General features: G+C 49.4%; 12 protein-coding genes. 5 read left to right on the plus strand and 7 right to left on the minus strand.

Annotated features, from left to right (window positions below):
• Positions 1-195 precede the first annotated feature (195 nt).
• The 4 genes from ycaO (at position 196) to pflA (ending at position 6,605) form a co-directional block, all read left to right on the plus strand.
• On the plus strand, positions 196-1,959 hold the full coding sequence (gene ycaO, locus ACIPUG_RS03655) for a 30S ribosomal protein S12 methylthiotransferase accessory factor YcaO (protein WP_400337333.1): 1,764 nt from the start codon (positions 196-198) through the stop codon (positions 1,957-1,959).
• Positions 1,960-2,397: 438 nt separating this feature from the next.
• Positions 2,398-3,255, plus strand: a complete 858-nt coding sequence (gene focA / locus ACIPUG_RS03660) for a formate transporter FocA (RefSeq protein ID WP_014915080.1) — start codon at positions 2,398-2,400, stop codon at positions 3,253-3,255.
• A gap of 57 nt (positions 3,256-3,312) precedes the next feature.
• Entirely contained in the window at positions 3,313-5,595 is a 2,283-nt protein-coding gene (pflB, locus tag ACIPUG_RS03665) for a formate C-acetyltransferase (RefSeq protein WP_039286973.1), read from the plus strand.
• A 269-nt stretch (positions 5,596-5,864) separates the two neighbouring features.
• Positions 5,865-6,605 carry a pyruvate formate lyase 1-activating protein gene (gene pflA, locus ACIPUG_RS03670; RefSeq protein ID WP_014915078.1) on the plus strand — a complete coding sequence of 247 codons (741 nt, stop codon included), beginning with the start codon at positions 5,865-5,867 and terminating at the stop codon, positions 6,603-6,605.
• An 88-nt stretch (positions 6,606-6,693) separates the two neighbouring features.
• On the opposite strand, the gene ACIPUG_RS03675 is transcribed toward pflA, so the two are convergent.
• From ACIPUG_RS03675 to ACIPUG_RS03685, 3 genes are read right to left on the minus strand one after another with little or no spacing between them, the layout of a single operon-like run.
• Positions 6,694-8,262, minus strand: a complete 1,569-nt coding sequence (locus ACIPUG_RS03675) for a hydantoinase/oxoprolinase N-terminal domain-containing protein (RefSeq protein ID WP_400337335.1) — start codon at positions 8,260-8,262, stop codon at positions 6,694-6,696.
• A 10-nt stretch (positions 8,263-8,272) separates the two neighbouring features.
• Positions 8,273-9,382 carry a DUF917 domain-containing protein gene (locus ACIPUG_RS03680; RefSeq protein WP_039500692.1) on the minus strand — a complete coding sequence of 370 codons (1,110 nt, stop codon included), beginning with the start codon at positions 9,380-9,382 and terminating at the stop codon, positions 8,273-8,275.
• 37 nt (positions 9,383-9,419) lie between these two features.
• Positions 9,420-10,724: a cytosine permease gene (locus ACIPUG_RS03685; protein WP_400337337.1), complete on the minus strand. Its 1,305-nt coding sequence runs from the start codon at positions 10,722-10,724 to the stop codon at positions 9,420-9,422.
• Positions 10,725-10,999: 275 nt separating this feature from the next.
• On the opposite strand from ACIPUG_RS03685, the gene ACIPUG_RS03690 reads away from it, so the two are divergent.
• On the plus strand, positions 11,000-11,941 hold the full coding sequence (locus ACIPUG_RS03690; RefSeq protein WP_400337339.1) for a LysR family transcriptional regulator: 942 nt from the start codon (positions 11,000-11,002) through the stop codon (positions 11,939-11,941).
• Here the strand turns inward: ACIPUG_RS03690 and ACIPUG_RS03695 are convergent.
• The 4 genes from ACIPUG_RS03695 to lolA form a co-directional block, all read right to left on the minus strand.
• Complete coding sequence (locus tag ACIPUG_RS03695; RefSeq protein WP_039286987.1) at positions 11,927-13,081, minus strand: MFS transporter; 1,155 nt, start codon at positions 13,079-13,081, stop codon at positions 11,927-11,929. The two genes, ACIPUG_RS03690 and ACIPUG_RS03695, sit on opposite strands and share 15 nt — an antisense overlap.
• A 321-nt stretch (positions 13,082-13,402) precedes the next feature.
• A complete protein-coding gene (serS, locus tag ACIPUG_RS03700) occupies positions 13,403-14,698 on the minus strand; it encodes a serine--tRNA ligase (RefSeq protein ID WP_400337341.1) in 1,296 nt (431 codons plus the stop codon).
• Between the two features lie 103 nt (positions 14,699-14,801).
• A complete protein-coding gene (locus ACIPUG_RS03705) occupies positions 14,802-16,145 on the minus strand; it encodes a replication-associated recombination protein A (RefSeq protein ID WP_039288077.1) in 1,344 nt (447 codons plus the stop codon).
• A 7-nt stretch (positions 16,146-16,152) separates the two neighbouring features.
• Entirely contained in the window at positions 16,153-16,764 is a 612-nt protein-coding gene (gene lolA / locus ACIPUG_RS03710; RefSeq protein WP_010277204.1) for an outer membrane lipoprotein chaperone LolA, read from the minus strand.
• Positions 16,765-16,798 lie beyond the last annotated feature (34 nt).

The following is a 16,798-nucleotide window of genomic DNA, read 5'->3' on the forward strand; positions in this document are numbered from 1 at the left end:
CACTACTTTTACCCTGCTATCGGTTTTATCACTCGTCCATCGCGGCTGCAACGCTTATTGCGCTTTCATTATGCAAAACGGCACGTTACGCAGTCTGTTCTTTTTCACTGTTGCCGATCGGTTATGAATAAATAGAGTCTGAACAGAAAAATCCGTATCATGCCGCTTCCGCTAATCTCGATAAGAGTGAACACCATGACTCAAACGTTTATCCCAGGCAAAGACGCCGCCCTGGAAGATTCCATCGCCCGTTTTCAACAACAGCTCCAGGACCTGGGGTTTAACATCGAAGAAGCGTCATGGCTGAACCCGGTGCCAAACGTCTGGTCTGTCCATATTCGAGACCGCGATTGCCCGCTCTGCTTCACTAACGGTAAAGGTGCCAGTAAGAAAGCGGCGCTGGCCTCTGCGTTAGGCGAGTATTTCGAACGTCTGTCCACCAACTATTTCTTTGCTGACTTCTATCTCGGCAAAAGCATCGCTAACGGCGATTTCGTTCACTACCCGAATGAAAAATGGTTCCCTATTCCAGAAGATGATGCGTTGCCAGAAGGTATTCTGGATGCCCGTCTGCACCAGTTTTACGATCCTGAGCAGGAACTGAGCGCCAGCGATCTGATCGATCTGCAATCCGGCAATGCCGACAGAGGCATTTGCGCGCTGCCATTTACGCGTCAGTCCGATCAGCAAACTGTCTATATTCCGATGAACATCATCGGTAACCTGTACGTTTCTAACGGGATGTCCGCAGGTAACACCGCCAACGAAGCCCGCGTTCAGGGGCTGTCTGAAGTGTTTGAGCGCAGTATCAAGAACCGCATCATTGCCGAATCCATCAGCCTGCCAGAAATTCCGCAAGAGGTGCTAAACCGCTACCCTGGCGTGGTCGAAGCGATTGCAACGCTGGAAAAAGAAGGTTTCCCGATTTTCTCTTACGATGCCTCACTGGGCGGGAAATATCCGGTCATCTGCGTGGTGCTGTTTAACCCAGCTAACGGCACCTGCTTTGCCTCCTTCGGCGCACACCCTGACTTCGGCGTGGCGCTGGAGCGTACCGTCACCGAACTGTTGCAAGGTCGCGGCCTGAAAGATCTGGACGTGTTCACGCCGCCGACGTTCGATGATGAGGAAGTGGCCGAGCACGCCAATCTGGAAACCCACTTTATCGATTCCAGCGGTCTGATCTCCTGGGATATGTTCAAGAAAGAAGCGGATTATGAATTTGCCGACTGGAGCTTTAAAGGGTCGACGGAAGAAGAATTCGCTACGTTGATGGCGATCTTCAAGCAGGAAGATAAAGAAGTCTACATTGCTGACTATGAGCATCTGTCTGTTTATGCCTGCCGCATCATTGTGCCGGGAATGTCAGACATCTACCCTGCCGACGATCTGTTGTTAGCCAATAACAGCATGGGCGCTCACCTGCGTGACACGCTGCTGGCGCTGCCTGACAGCAAATGGGAACAAGAAGACTATCTGGCGCTGTTGCAACAGTTGGATGACGAAGGGCTGGACGACTTCACCCGCGTACGCGAACTGCTCGGCATTGCTACTGGCAAAGATAATGGCTGGTTTACGCTGCGCGTTGGCGAACTAAAAGCCATGCTGGCACTGGCCGGTGGCGATCTGGATCAGGCATTAAGCTGGACAGAGTGGACACAGGACTTCAACGACTCCGTCTTTACGGCACAGCGCAGCAACTACTACCGTTGCCTGCAAACGCTGCTGTTACTGGCGCAAGAGCCTGAGCGCGATCCGGCAGAATATTACGATGCCTTTACCAAAATGTACGGCAGTGAGACCGTCGATGCCGCTAGCGCTGCTGTTGCTGGCGAAGCGTGCTTCTATGGCCTGTTTGCCGTCGATGACACCTTTACTTCTTTACCTGCGCACCAGTCGCTGCTGGCAGCCTATGAAAAACTGCAACAGGCGAAACGTCGTTATTGGCAAGAAAAATAATGCCAGAATGATGAAGTCAGCACGCGTCTTATATCGATGAGTGCGATCGAGTGCAAATAGCCACCGAGAATAGCCCTTTATTTTAAAGGGCTATTTTATTAGCCAAAGGGCAATATTTATTATTCGTAATGCATAATCAGAACATTGTTATTAAATGGTGAAGTTTTAATTAAATTACATCGACAAGGTGGTACTGAAATTCTACAAAACGTGATTTTTATTAACGCTAAATCGGTAGGTTTAACGTATGCCATTCAACTCTTTTTATAAAATTTAAAATATTTTTTTATTATAAAATTCAACACATTAAGTACTAAACCACCCTATCCCACCCTGCTTACTGACCTGTTAATTTCTTGCAATATGATCCACGTCAAATTTTACCGTATACTGCTTTGTTAGTATCTCAACGCTGATAATTTTTAAGAGAGAGTTAGTGTGAAAGCTGACAACCCCTTTACTCTATTACTCCCGGCTGCGATGGCAAAAGTTGCTGAAGATGCCGGAGTCTATAAAGCTACTAAACAACCGTGTACGACGTTTTATTTAGCGATCACAGCGGGTGTGTTTATTTCGATCGCCTTCGTCTTTTATATTACGGCCACCACTGGAACCGCGACGATGCCTTTCGGTATCGCGAAATTGATCGGTGGTATCTGTTTCTCCCTTGGCCTTATGTTGGTGGTCGTCTGCGGCGCAGACTTGTTTACCTCAACCGTTCTCATCGTGATTGCCAAAGCCAGTGGACGTATTACCTGGAAGCAACTAGCCTGTAACTGGGCAAATGTCTATGTCGGCAACCTGATTGGCGCGCTTTTCTTCGTTGGACTTATCTGGTTCTCGGGAGAGCATATGGTCGCAAAAGGTGCGTGGGGTCTTAACGTCCTGCAAACAGCTGAACACAAACTTGAACACACGTTTGTTGAAGCGCTGTGTCTGGGGATTCTGGCCAACTTGCTGGTTTGTCTGGCCGTGTGGATGAGCTATTCCGGCCGTACACTTACAGACAAAATGTTTGCCATGATTCTGCCTGTCGCCATGTTCGTTTCCAGCGGCTTTGAACACAGTATCGCCAACATGTTCATGATTCCTATGGGCATCGTTATCAAAAATTTTGCGGCCCCGGAATTCTGGAATGCCATTGGCATGGTGCCGTCTCAGTTTGAACATTTAACCGTTAGCCACTTCATTACCGATAATCTGATCCCTGTAACCCTGGGGAACATCATCGGCGGCGGCGTAATGGTCGGTTTGACATATTGGGTAATTTATTTGCGCGGTGGAGACAAGCACTAAGGTGCAATCGGCCGCAACGTCGGGTTTTAAGAAATCCATATCAAAGGTAGGTGTAAAATGACCGAGCTGAATGAAAAATTGGCCAATGCATGGCAAGGCTTTAGCAAAGGTGAATGGCAGGATAACGTCAACGTTCGTGACTTTATCCAGAAAAACTACACGCCGTATGAAGGTGATGAGTCTTTCCTGGCTGGCGCAACCAAAGCGACCTCAGCGCTGTGGGACAGCGTCATGGAAGGCATCAAACAGGAAAACCGTACTCACGCGCCTGTTGATTTTGATACCAATGTTGCTGCAACTATCACGTCTCACGACGCGGGATACATCAACAAAGGTCTGGAAAAAATCGTTGGTCTGCAAACTGACGCTCCGCTGAAACGTGCGTTAATTCCGTTCGGCGGCATCAAAATGGTTGAAGGTTCATGCAAAGTTTACGGTCGTGAACTGGATCCTCAACTGAAAAAAATCTTCACCGAATACCGTAAAACGCATAACCAAGGCGTGTTCGATGTTTACACCCCAGACATCCTGCGTTGTCGTAAATCAGGCGTTTTGACTGGTCTGCCAGATGCCTATGGCCGTGGCCGTATCATCGGTGACTACCGTCGCGTTGCGCTGTACGGTATCGACTACCTGATGAAAGACAAGTTTGCTCAGTTCACTTCTCTGCAATCCAAACTGGAAAACGGCGAAGATCTGGAAGCAACAATCCGTCTGCGTGAAGAAATTGCCGATCAGCATCATGCACTGAGCCAAATTAAAGAAATGGCCGCTAAATATGGCTGTGATATTTCTGGCCCAGCGACAACGGCTCAGGAAGCGGTTCAGTGGACTTACTTCGGCTACCTGGCTGCGGTGAAATCACAGAATGGTGCAGCCATGTCCTTCGGACGTGTGTCCACCTTCCTGGATATCTACCTTGAGCGCGATCTGAAAGCAGGCAAAATCACTGAGGAAGAAGCTCAGGAAATGATTGACCACCTGGTCATGAAACTGCGTATGGTGCGTTTCCTGCGTACGCCTGAGTATGATGAGCTGTTCTCTGGTGACCCAATCTGGGCAACCGAATCTCTGGCTGGTATGGGTCTGGATGGTCGTACACTGGTAAGTAAAACCAGCTTCCGCTTCCTGAACACCCTGTACACCATGGGGCCGTCTCCAGAGCCAAACATGACCATCCTGTGGTCTGAAAAACTGCCACAGAACTTCAAAAACTATGCGGCTAAAGTCTCCATCGATACCTCTTCTCTGCAATACGAGAATGACGATCTGATGCGCCCTGACTTTAACAACGATGACTACGCGATTGCTTGTTGCGTAAGCCCAATGATCGTTGGTAAGCAAATGCAGTTCTTCGGTGCTCGTGCAAACCTGGCGAAAACCATGCTGTACGCGATTAACGGCGGCGTGGACGAAAAACTGAAAATGCAGGTTGGTCCGAAATCAGAACCGATCAAAGGCGATGTTCTGGACTTCGACGAAGTGATGGATCGTATGGATCACTTCATGGATTGGCTGGCGAAACAATACGTCACCTCTCTGAACATCATTCACTACATGCACGACAAGTACAGCTACGAAGCGTCGCTGATGGCACTGCATGACCGTGACGTGTTCCGTACTATGGCATGTGGTATCGCGGGTCTGTCTGTTGCTGCTGACTCCCTGTCTGCCATCAAATATGCCAAAGTTAAACCGATTCGTGATGAAGATGGTCTGGCTATCGACTTTGATATCGAAGGCGAATATCCGCAGTTCGGTAACAACGATGCTCGCGTAGATGAACTGGCTTGTGACCTGGTTGAACGTTTCATGAAGAAAATTCAGAAACTGAATACCTACCGTGGTGCAACACCAACCCAGTCTGTTCTGACCATCACCTCTAACGTGGTATATGGTAAGAAAACGGGTAACACGCCAGACGGTCGCCGTGCAGGTGCGCCATTCGGACCAGGTGCTAACCCAATGCACGGTCGTGACCAGAAAGGTGCTGTGGCTTCTCTGACTTCCGTTGCTAAACTGCCGTTTGCTTACGCGAAAGATGGTATTTCTTATACCTTCTCCATCGTACCTAACGCGTTAGGTAAAGATGACAACGTGCGTAAAGCTAACCTTGCCGGCCTGATGGATGGTTACTTCCACCACGAAGCCAGCATCGAAGGCGGTCAGCACCTGAACGTCAACGTCATGAACCGTGAAATGCTGCTTGATGCGATGGAAAACCCGGAGAAATATCCGCAGTTGACCATCCGTGTATCTGGCTATGCAGTGCGTTTCAACTCACTGACGAAAGAACAGCAACAAGACGTCATCACTCGTACTTTCACCCAGTCAATGTAATTTCCATGACTGTCTGAAAAAGCGTAAAATAAAGGCTCCACGTCAGTGGGGCCTTTTTCTCACCCTCGCTTGTCGTTCAGGTTGTTAGCCTGTTTTGCCAGCCCGCTATGTTGCTCCTTTCATGTGGATGGCTCGCAAAACAGATTCGACGCAGCATCTGTCATACAGTGTTCTTCTGTCAGCAATCTCTGTCAGATCGATACTTGCTTTCTTATGACTGCGCTCATAAAGACCGCTATTGTTCGGTCAAATTTGGAGAAAACCTCGCAATGTCACTTATCGGTCGCATCCACTCCTTTGAATCCTGTGGCACCGTCGATGGCCCAGGCATCCGTTTCATTATCTTCTTTCAGGGCTGCCTGATGCGCTGCCTGTATTGCCATAACCGTGATACCTGGGATACGCACGGCGGTAAAGAAGTGACGGTTGAAGAACTCATGAAAGAAGTCGTGACCTACCGCCACTTTATGAATGCATCCGGCGGCGGCGTAACAGCATCCGGCGGCGAGGCTATTCTTCAGGCCGAATTTGTGCGCGACTGGTTCCGTGCCTGCAAGGCAGAAGGAATCAACACCTGTCTGGACACCAATGGGTTTGTGCGCCGTTACGACCCCGTCATTGACGAGCTATTGGACGTCAGCGATTTAGTGATGCTCGATCTGAAGCAAATGAACGACGACATACACCAGAATTTAGTTGGCGTATCTAATCACCGTACTCTGGATTTCGCTCGCTATCTGGCAAAGCGCAACCAACGTACCTGGATACGTTATGTGGTCGTGCCCGGCTGGTCTGACGATGATGCGTCCGCACACAAGCTGGGCGAATTCACCAAAGATATGACGAACATCGAGAAAATTGAGCTTCTCCCCTACCATGAGCTTGGGAAACACAAGTGGATCGCGATGGGTGAAGAGTACAAATTAGACGGCGTTAAACCGCCGAAGGCCGATACGATGGATCGCATTAAATCGATTCTTGAAAGCTACGGTCACAAGGTCATGTACTAACCTCTGACGTTTTCTGAAAAATAGCGCGCTCAGGGCGCGCTATTTGCATTTTAGCGGGTAGATATCACAGCAGTGTTAATACGCTGCGCTAAGCCAAAGTCCCTGCTGCCTTGATTTTCACCTGTACCGCATTCCCCGGCAGATACGCCAACGGGATTTCCTGATAATCGATGATTTCAACGCTACCTGCCCTAGCGCCCATCTCTTCGGCAAGCACAATGGTTTGCTGCTGCAATTCGCTTTTTATCGTTTCACGATCGTTATCCGGCATTTTAACCACACGTTCGATCTGTGCGCCCACCGCCCCTAACGCCACACCAACCGCATTGGCCGCATCAAAATTCTGCGGACGCATGACCTGGCTGATACCGGATAAAACGTCAGGCAGCAAAATACTGCCGCCGCCTACCAGCACTGCAGGAATAGCCGCGCTTGACGATTTAATACGGTCGATAGCACTTTCCACTTTATCAATCATCTGGCGATAAGCCTGCTGGCAAAATGCATTATCCAGTTCGGGCAGCGGATGAGGAAGAGCCGTCATCCATCGTTCACGATGAAGTTGCAACATGATATCGCTGAGCGTTAGCGTCTCACCGCCAAAGCTGACGCCCTGTTCAAGCAGGCGATAGCCGACACTATCCGGCCCAAGAGTAAGTTTTCCATCCTGAGACTGCCGTACGCAGGTTCCACCGCCAATACCGATAGAAATAATGTCTGGCATTCTGAAATTCGTCCGCACATCGCCGACTTCAACGGCGATTGCCGATTCACGCGGGAAGCCATTCACCAGGACGCCAATATCGGTCGTCGTGCCGCCGACATCGATAATCAGCGCATTATCCAATCCCGAAAGGTGGCATGCCCCACGAATCGAGTTCGTTGGTCCACAGGCCATCGTCAAAATGGGATATTGCTTCACCATGCTCTCGGACATCAATGTGCCATCGTTTTGCCCGAAGAACGGCGTAGCGTTGATACCGTGCCGAACCAGCGCTTGCGTAAAGCCGTTAACAAAGCGGTTCGCGGTACTTTGCAACGATGCATTCAGGATGGTCGCGTTTTCCCTTTCCAGTAATCCTGTGCTGCCTATCCGATGGGATAACGACAGAGAGACATCCGGTAATGCCGCATTCACCCATTGCGCAACCTGCAGTTCCTGCTCATTATTTACGGGAGAAAATACGCCACAGATAGCCACGCTATCGACATGCCCGCGCATCTTGTCACAAACCGCCAGTACTTCATCCTGCAGTACGGGATGGATCTCTCGGCCATCAAACTCATAGCCGCCATGAATCTGATAGAAATGCTCGCCTAACGCCCTTTGCCACTCGTCATCCCAGCCACACAGCGGTGGGACGCTATCGCTACTTGGCAGGCTCAGGCGAAGTAACCCGACGCGATCCAGCCCTTTCCGCTCAACAATCGCATTGGTACATTGGGTTGTACCCAACATCGCATAGCGAATATGCTGCGGTGCGATGCCAGACTGCGCCAATACCTCCGCAATCACCCGTTCGATGCCGCTGTAGATATCCAGGCTGGTAGGAAATTTGGCCGTCGCGACGCAGCGCAGGTTCGCATCTAAAATTGCCGCATCCGTGTTGGTGCCGCCGACATCAATCCCGAGTCGGTAATCATTTTTATGTAACATCGGGAAAGCCTCAGCGATTCGCAAGCAGTTCTATCGGTACATACTGCACCGGATAACCGAAATACTCCGGCCCCGCAACGTCAATCCCTTTTGGCGTTCGCCACTTGTCATTGCACGGATAGGCAATCACATCAACTCGCTGCCCATAACGTAAATGTTCCGTGATGATCGGACGTCCGGTTTCACTATCTACTATAGAGATTAAATCAGGCACAACGGCCAGCAGATTATCCTGCGTAGGTTCTGCCGTCTGTGAAGAACGATAAGCCAACAGGAGCTCATTCTGAAAAAGCACCGTAAACGATTCGCCTTTGTCGCTCCCCATACCATCCAGCACGACTTTGCCCCGAGCAAAACCGCCCGTTGTGCGCCGTGCTACATCAACAATTTTGCCAGATGCAACGATATGACCATTCAAGACCGTCAGTAGGGACTGTACCGGATGGCTGCCTGACTGATGAGCCTGACGCAGTGTTCTCCCGATATCCTGTGCCAGCGTCAGCGTGCCTTTGATAGCGCTACGCTTAAGTTGGCTACCAAGTAAGGGGTAATCGCACATCGCGCAGGCGGCTCCCATTTGTTCCGAAATCATTCTGGCTAAACGTTCAGACCACATACCGTCAATAGGATTTAAGGTAACGGTGTTTCCCTTTTCATCGGCTAACGTATTTGGTGCAGAGGGTAAACCATCGAGAAAAAAGGTCACCATCTGCGCCTCAGGGAAAGCTCTCCCCATCGCATCACAGTCGATAACAGGTAAACCTTTTGCAGCCGCAACGACAAACGGCATTAGCGAATTGATACCGCCGACTTCGATGGGAAAGGTCGCCGTAATAGGTCGCTCAAGCGCCTTTTCCATCGCGTCAAATGCTCGCACGAATTGGCTCGCTGACATGATCTTTTCTACAACGACCGTCGTTGCACCAATCATGCTGCAAGGAACAAATATATCGTCATCTTTAATTTCATCTAAACCGAATATAGGTACCTTATCCGCATTTTTTAATGCGTGTTTTGCCATTAAAGAACCTACATACGGATCGCCGCCGCCTCCTGTACCGAGAACAGCGGCTCCTAGTGCTATATCATCAATTGTTTGTGCATTAATATAACGAGACATACCTTACCCAAGATCTCGTGTTATCTGTGTAACACGTTCAATCTGCCAATTGAGGAAAAATTTTATGTATGCCGATATACATCGCCATACTGACAATTACGCCATCCAGGGCAGAGATCGAGCTTATCGTAAATAAATGGAAAAAATCGGGTGAGGTCAACAGGCTCACAATACTACCGAGTGACCAAGATATAGCCGCCGCCACATTCAAGAATGATGCCTCTGATACATTTTTCTGCAAACGAGAGGACTTAATAAAATAATATTCGACGAGATAGACACCTGCGATAGGAGAAATCAGTACACCGAGCAGTGATAAGAATTGAGTAAAATTATTAATCATACCGTTGTAGGCTAGCAGCAACCCAGCAATAGCCATTAACACAACCAATATTGGCCGTGAGAGTGCTCGAATAACAACGGACAGCCCCAGCGATGCAGAAACAAGGTTGGTACTGTTTGTGGTCCACTGAGCAAAAATAAGCACGATAATAGCAGACATGCCCAAACCAATACTGAAGAACACTTCTACCAAATCCTCTGTACCAACCAGATGAGTCAGAATGAGTGCAACGAGTATCGTTGAGCTATTGCCTAAAAAGAATCCTAAACCAGCGCCGAGAAGCGCGTCTTTGCGTGTTTTGGCATAGCGGGCAATGTCCGGTGACATCACAGCAGAGACTATCCAGATAGAAACAACGTAAGAGATAGCACTTCCCATACTAATTGGCGTTTTAATTATCGGGATCGGTATTTCGGGATGATTACTTGCGGCTAAAACTAAACCTGTAATTATCAATATCAGCATTAATGGCACGCTGAATATACTCAGTTTGCCCAATGCCCTGACACCCCAAATAGCGGTAGAGGTCATCAGCACCATACCGAAAACCAAAATAGGGAAGCGTCCGGGTTCTAATTCATAATGTAGCAATGCTTTTTGCAGCATTACGCCAAAAAAATCGAGTTGAAAAGCAAACCAGCCAATCAATGATACAGCAGAGAAAATGCCGATTATCTTTCCACCAAGACGCCCAAAAACGGAGATACTGAGTAGCGTTGTTGATAATCCGCATCCATAGCCGACATTAGCACATAATGCTGCCAACACACCTAAAAAAGCAGAGCCGATAAGCGTGGCACTAACTGCCTGAGAAAAAGGTAACCCGCCACTTAAGAAAGCACCAAGAAATAGGCCTGAAATGTCAATTCCCATTGCCAGCCATATTAAAGCGATAACATACCAGCTTTTTCTGGCTTCAGCAGGAACACGTTCGTATTCGTAATCATAAATTTGCCGCCCCTGTTGTTCTTTTTCAGGTACAGCATTCCCTTGAGACATAACCCCTCCATTAAATAAGCAGCAAATAATTATTGTATCAATGTGATATTTTATAGAGGTTGCCTGACGGCGTATAGAACAATGGTGCCGTCAGCAAGCTAACAACACCATTATGCTTTATGAGAGACCCTGATGTGACGCATAAAACCACGATTTTTTGTGGCGACCACATCAGTGATGTGGCGTGACAACAAGATAAATGGGTTTCATATCGATTAATACAGATATATTTTGATGTTAACATTCAGATATGTAATGTATGCGAAGGACATGCTATGCGTTTAGATAAACTGGAGATTCGCTGGTTAAAGCTTTTTTGTAAAATTGTTGAAAAACAAGGAATTACTAACGCACAAGCCGCAACAGGCTTAAGCCAGCCCGTGTTGAGTCACTATCTGTCTCGTCTGGAGGATACGCTCGGGCTAGTCTTGTGTGAACGAGGACGTGGAGGATTTGCTCTCACAACGGAAGGCGAAGTGGTCTATCAGGAAGCCAAATCGGTTATTGCCACGCTGGATGACTTTGCAAATCGATTAGCAAGGATCAAGCATCAGCTCATAGGTGAAGCTCGTATTGGCTGTTTGGATAACACTGTTACTCACCCTGCTAAAGTTATCTCCAACGCGATTGGGAAACTGTATGTCCAAAGCCCTGACGTTGCCGTTGAGCTGGAAATCGGTGATTACACTCCGCTGATGGAACGTTTGAAAAATGGGCATATCGACATTATTCTGAGCGTCTTACCGGACGATGTCCCACCAGACATCTATTTTCAGCCTGTTTTTGTTGAAAAAAGCTATTTTTATTCCACATCGGAAAATGCGGCAAGAATAGAAAAAGAATGGCGTGACGGAACGCTTAACCCGAACAGATTGCTCATTGGCGGTCATGCATTACACGAGATTAGTAAACAGTTAGGCCCGGTAGCAAAGAAAGGCTTGCAAAATACCGCCTGGAACGTAGAAGGCAGCTTACTGCTCTTATTGGCTGGCACCCATGTTGGTTTTCTTCCCGATCACTATGCCGCCAAATGGGTTGAGACTGGGCAACTCACAGCAATTTCACCGGAAAAACTCATGCTAACCAGCATATTTTATCTGGTGCGAAACGCGAAGCAGCGCCTTAGCCCGGTGGCCGAAGCGCTGTGGAATAACATGGTAGAAGCTGGACAAAGTTCGCTTGCCAGCCTCGATGCCGTTAGCTCAAGCAGCAGCTAATGGCGTTGGGTGGTGATCGGCCTTTCTGAGCAACATCATCAGGTAGATCATGGCAACAACCGCGATCAGCACAAACAGCAATCGATCGGAGTAGCTCTGCATCAATACCGCAGCAACGCTTGGTCCGCAAAGACTGCCAAGCGTATAGCTGAGGAGCAACGCCTGATTCATCGCGACCAGTTCGTCAGGGCGCACTTTTTCGCATGCCCAAGACATGGCAACGGGATACAGCGTAAACCCTGCACATCCCAGTAGGAACAGCGATGGTGCCATGGCATAGTGGCTAATGCTTAACATAGCAATACAGCCAATAATCACCACAAAGACTAATACCCGCAGAACCAGCAGTCGGCCATAACGATCGGCCATGCGCCCAACAGGCCATTGCCCGATAATCCCGGAGCTGATCAGCAGCGCCATCCAGTATCCAACCTGCGCATCATTCATTCCCTGATGGGAGAGATACAGCGGCATCAGACCATATAGCGATCCTAAAATTGCGCCGGAAATAATACAGCCGTGTACGCCCAAACGAGCACTGCGATAAGTCAGCATTTTCCACATGTTGACATGCTTTTCTTGCTGCTCTGGCGGCGTAGGGAGACGAGTAAACAGCAGCGGTAATACCGCCAAAATAACTAACGCGACCATCCACGGCAGCACGTTCAGCAACGCGCTCGGCAATATGCCAAGCAGGAGCTGTCCCACTACGCTACCGAGATAATAAGCAATCATATAGGCAGCCAGCAGTTGCCCTCTCTGCGTCGGTGTTCCGCTACATAATAAAGCGCTTTCAACCACGACCCAGATTAATGCACAGCCGATACCGGCAAGGAAGCGCCAGAACAGCCAACTACCGATATCTCCAGAAATACCGAGACCAACGATCGCGATACCAAATAATAAAGCCGCGAAATAATAGCTACGGTTAAATCCATAAAGTTTGATTAACTTACCGGCTAATAGCGTACCAACTAGATTGCCGCCGAAGTAGGATGACCCAACAAGGCCAACCTGCCAGACAGGAAGGGATTGATAACTCAGCCACAGTGGTACCAGGGTATTTAATACCGCAATACAAACCGTCAGCAGCAAAAGTCCGCAGAGCAATAACAGCACTGGGCGGGAATAAGCAGACATAGCGAAGTGGATAACCAAACAACCGGAGAAGAGTGAGCGCATCATGCCACTGCGTATATAAAAGTCAATCCGGGCAAAAAGTGCTAAAAGTCCTTTCCCAAATTATGGATTGAAAGAATTCATCAACGTCCATAAGAAGGCAGTCACGCTTAAAAGCAGTGTGCAGCTATTCTGCTGATTTCAAATCATTTTTAACTTAAAATTTAAGTCGAACGGGTTGTTTAAGATAGAGAAGCTATTTTTACGATGAAAAAATATTACCGAACAGGAGGCGTAAAAAAAGCGCCTTTAAACGGGCGCTTTTTTTCAGGTCATCGGCGATTAACCAATAAATTCCAGTCCGCCCATATACGGACGCAACACTTCTGGAACTTCAATACGGCCATCAGCCTGCTGGTAGTTTTCCAGAACAGCAACCAGTGTACGACCGACTGCCAGACCAGAACCGTTCAACGTATGAACCAGTCGAGTCTTCTTGTCGGACTTGCTACGGCAGCGGGCCTGCATACGGCGCGCCTGGAAATCCCAACAGTTTGAACAGGAAGAGATTTCGCGGTACGTATCCTGCGCTGGCAACCAGACTTCCAGATCGTAAGTTTTAGTCGCACCAAAGCCCATATCACCTGTACACAGCAAGACCTTACGATACGGTAATTTCAGCAGTTGCAGTACCGTTTCGGCATGGGTCGTCAATTCTTCCAGCGCCTGCATGGAATCTTCAGGGCGGACGATTTGTACCAGTTCAACCTTGTCAAACTGGTGCATACGAATCAACCCACGCGTATCACGACCATACGAGCCGGCTTCTGAACGGAAGCAAGGCGTATGTGCAGTCATCTTCAGCGGCAAAGATTCTTCATCAAGAATTTCGTCACGCACTAGATTGGTCAATGGAACTTCAGCGGTCGGAATCAGCGCATAATTGCTGCTTCCCGCTTCTTCACTCAACGGTCTGGTGTGGAACAGATCTTCTCCAAATTTAGGCAACTGACCCGTACCGTATAACGTGGCATGGTTGACCAGATAAGGCACATACGCTTCCTGATAGCCATGCTGCTGTGTATGCAAATCCAGCATGAACTGGGCAAGCGCACGGTGCAGACGGGCAATCTGCCCTTTCATCACGACAAAACGCGCACCGGTTAATTTCACCGCAGCGGCAAAATCCAGCCCGGCAGCCATCTCTCCGAGTTCAACATGATCGCGTACGGGGAAATCGTACTTACGTGGCTCACCCCAGCGAGCCACTTCCTGGTTCTGCGTATCGTCCTTTCCAAGCGGCACAGAGTCGTCCGGCAGGTTCGGGATCATTAACGCCAGATCGCGAATTTCATTCTGCAACTGATCCAGCTCGGCTTTCGCGGCATCCAGTTTTTCGCCTAATGTGTTAACTTCACGACGCAAAGGCTCGATATCTTCACCGCGTGCTTTCGCTGCACCAATCTCTTTCGATCGGGAGTTACGCTCTGCCTGCAGGTTTTCAGTTTCTACCTGCAATACTTTACGACGTTCTTCCTGCTTACGCAGGGTCTCAACATCCAGCTTAAAGCCTCTGCGAGCCAGTAACTTTTCGGCGACTGCGTCTAGCTCATTGCGCAGTAAATTGGGATCGAGCATGCTAATCCTGTGCTTATGATTATCAAATGAAATGGTGGCGTACACGGCGCGCTACGCGGCCGGTTTCAGAAAATACCGCAATAACCTTACCGCAACGCTTAGTTCAACGGTAGCGTTTTGTCGGGCTATTTTGATCCTGAGTGGCAAGCCAGGCGAGCTTTTCACCAATTTTGCCCTCAAGGCCGCGTGAGGTCGGCGCGTAATAGTGCGTATCGGCCATTTCCGGCGGAAAATAGCTCTCGCCAGCGGCATAGGCATTAGGTTCATTGTGTGCGTACCGATACTCTGCGCCGAGCCCCATTTCTTTCATCAATCGAGTAGGCGCATTGCGCAAGTGCTCGGGAACATCATAGTCTGGCTTCTCGCGCGCATCCTGCATCGCGGCTTTAAATGCGCTATACACGGCGTTACTTTTAGGGGCACAGGCCAGATAAACAATCGCCTGAGCAATGGCGCGCTCCCCTTCTGCGGGGCCGACACGAGTGAAGCAATCCCAGGCGGAGATAGCCACCTGCATCGCACGCGGGTCGGCGTTGCCAACATCTTCCGATGCAATCGCCAACAGCCGTCGGGCAACATACAGCGGGTCGCCGCCGGCGGTAATGATTCTGGCGTACCAATAAAGCGCCGCGTCCGGCGAGGAACCTCTTACCGATTTATGCAACGCCGAAATCAGGTCGTAATAGCGGTCGCCTTTGTTATCAAAGCGGGCACTACGCTCACCAGCGATTTCGTTGAGGAGTGCTGGCGTCAGAACACGCATGCCCTGCCCGTCGATTTCCGCCATGTCGGCCATCATTTCCAGACTATTCAGCGCACGTCTGGCATCGCCGTTAACCAATTCGGCCAGCATCCGCGCGGTTTCGGCAGGCAGAACAATATTCTGTCCACCATATCCTCGCTCGCTGTCGCTCATTGCCTGCTGCAAGACCTGCTCGATATCTTCTGCCGTCAGCGCTTTTAGCAAATAGACGCGGGCGCGAGATAACAACGCGGAATTGAGTTCGAAAGAGGGGTTTTCGGTTGTCGCACCAATGAAGGTGATCGTTCCATCTTCGATATGTGGCAGAAATGCATCCTGCTGACTTTTGTTGAAACGATGGACTTCATCGACAAACAGAATAGTGCGACGCCCCGCATTGCGATTTTGTCGGGCACGCTCAATCGCTTCGCGAATTTCTTTGATGCCGGACGTCACGGCAGAAATACGTTCAACATCAGCCTGCCCGTAATGCCCAATCAGTTCTGCCAGCGTGGTTTTTCCCGTTCCTGGCGGCCCCCAGAGAATCATTGAGTGCAGTTGCCCTGCCTCAATGGCTCGTGGCAGAGGCTTGCCGGCTCCTAACAGGTGCTGTTGGCCGATATACTGTGCCAACGTCGCAGGCCGCATACGCGCGGCCAGCGGTTGGAATTCATTATGGGAAAAATCAAGGGACAGGTTGCTCACTCTGGCCTCACTGACGCTGGTCATCCAGCGTGACGCCTTTCGGCGGTGTGAACGTGAATTGCGCGGCATCAACAGCGCCGTTTTGCTGGTTTTTCAGCACATAAGTGCTCCGCTGCCCGTCTTGTTCCGTCGCGGTAAACTGTTTGATTGTGCCGCTTGTCGTCACATTAATCGCAAACTGCTTCAGATTGCCGCTCGCTGACTTCGGTGTAAGCTCAAAATCATCGCCTTTCTGGCGCACATCGTATTTATTCCAGTCGCTGGCATCGTTACGCGTAATCAGAATGAACGGCGTATTCCCCGTCGCATCTTTCAGCCAGGTTGCCGTAACTTGCTCAACAAACGGATTATAGAACCAAAGCGTTTTGCCGTCAGAAATCAACGTACTTTCGTCAGGTGAGGTGGTTTTCCAGTTAAATAGGTTCGGGCGTTTCAACCACAACTCGCCTTCCCCTTCCTGCACCGCTGCGCCGTCAGCGCTGGTGACTTTCTGGCTAAAATTGGCGTGGAAACTGTTTACTTTATTGAGGCGACCCTGCAAATCTTTTGCCGCGTCCGCATAGACAGCGGTTGAGGTAACACCTGCAATCAGGCAACTGATAGCTAACCACTTTTTCATACGTATAATCCTTTGAATTTCTTAATATAACGAA

The organism is Pectobacterium sp. CHL-2024 (assembly GCF_044751765.1).
GTDB classification, from domain to species: Bacteria; Pseudomonadota; Gammaproteobacteria; order Enterobacterales; family Enterobacteriaceae; genus Pectobacterium; species Pectobacterium brasiliense.

Coding starts and splice junctions, on each gene's coding strand:
- pflB (WP_039286973.1), top strand. CDS start 3,313: ATGACCGAGCTGAATGAAAAATTGGCCAATGCATGGCAAGGCTTTAGC.
- serS (WP_400337341.1), bottom strand. CDS start 14,698: ATGCTCGATCCCAATTTACTGCGCAATGAGCTAGACGCAGTCGCCGAA.
- ACIPUG_RS03675 (WP_400337335.1), bottom strand. CDS start 8,262: ATGTTACATAAAAATGATTACCGACTCGGGATTGATGTCGGCGGCACC.
- ACIPUG_RS03685 (WP_400337337.1), bottom strand. CDS start 10,724: ATGTCTCAAGGGAATGCTGTACCTGAAAAAGAACAACAGGGGCGGCAA.
- ycaO (WP_400337333.1), top strand. CDS start 196: ATGACTCAAACGTTTATCCCAGGCAAAGACGCCGCCCTGGAAGATTCC.
- pflA (WP_014915078.1), top strand. CDS start 5,865: ATGTCACTTATCGGTCGCATCCACTCCTTTGAATCCTGTGGCACCGTC.
- ACIPUG_RS03680 (WP_039500692.1), bottom strand. CDS start 9,382: ATGTCTCGTTATATTAATGCACAAACAATTGATGATATAGCACTAGGA.
- lolA (WP_010277204.1), bottom strand. CDS start 16,764: ATGAAAAAGTGGTTAGCTATCAGTTGCCTGATTGCAGGTGTTACCTCA.
- ACIPUG_RS03695 (WP_039286987.1), bottom strand. CDS start 13,081: ATGTCTGCTTATTCCCGCCCAGTGCTGTTATTGCTCTGCGGACTTTTG.
- ACIPUG_RS03690 (WP_400337339.1), top strand. CDS start 11,000: ATGCGTTTAGATAAACTGGAGATTCGCTGGTTAAAGCTTTTTTGTAAA.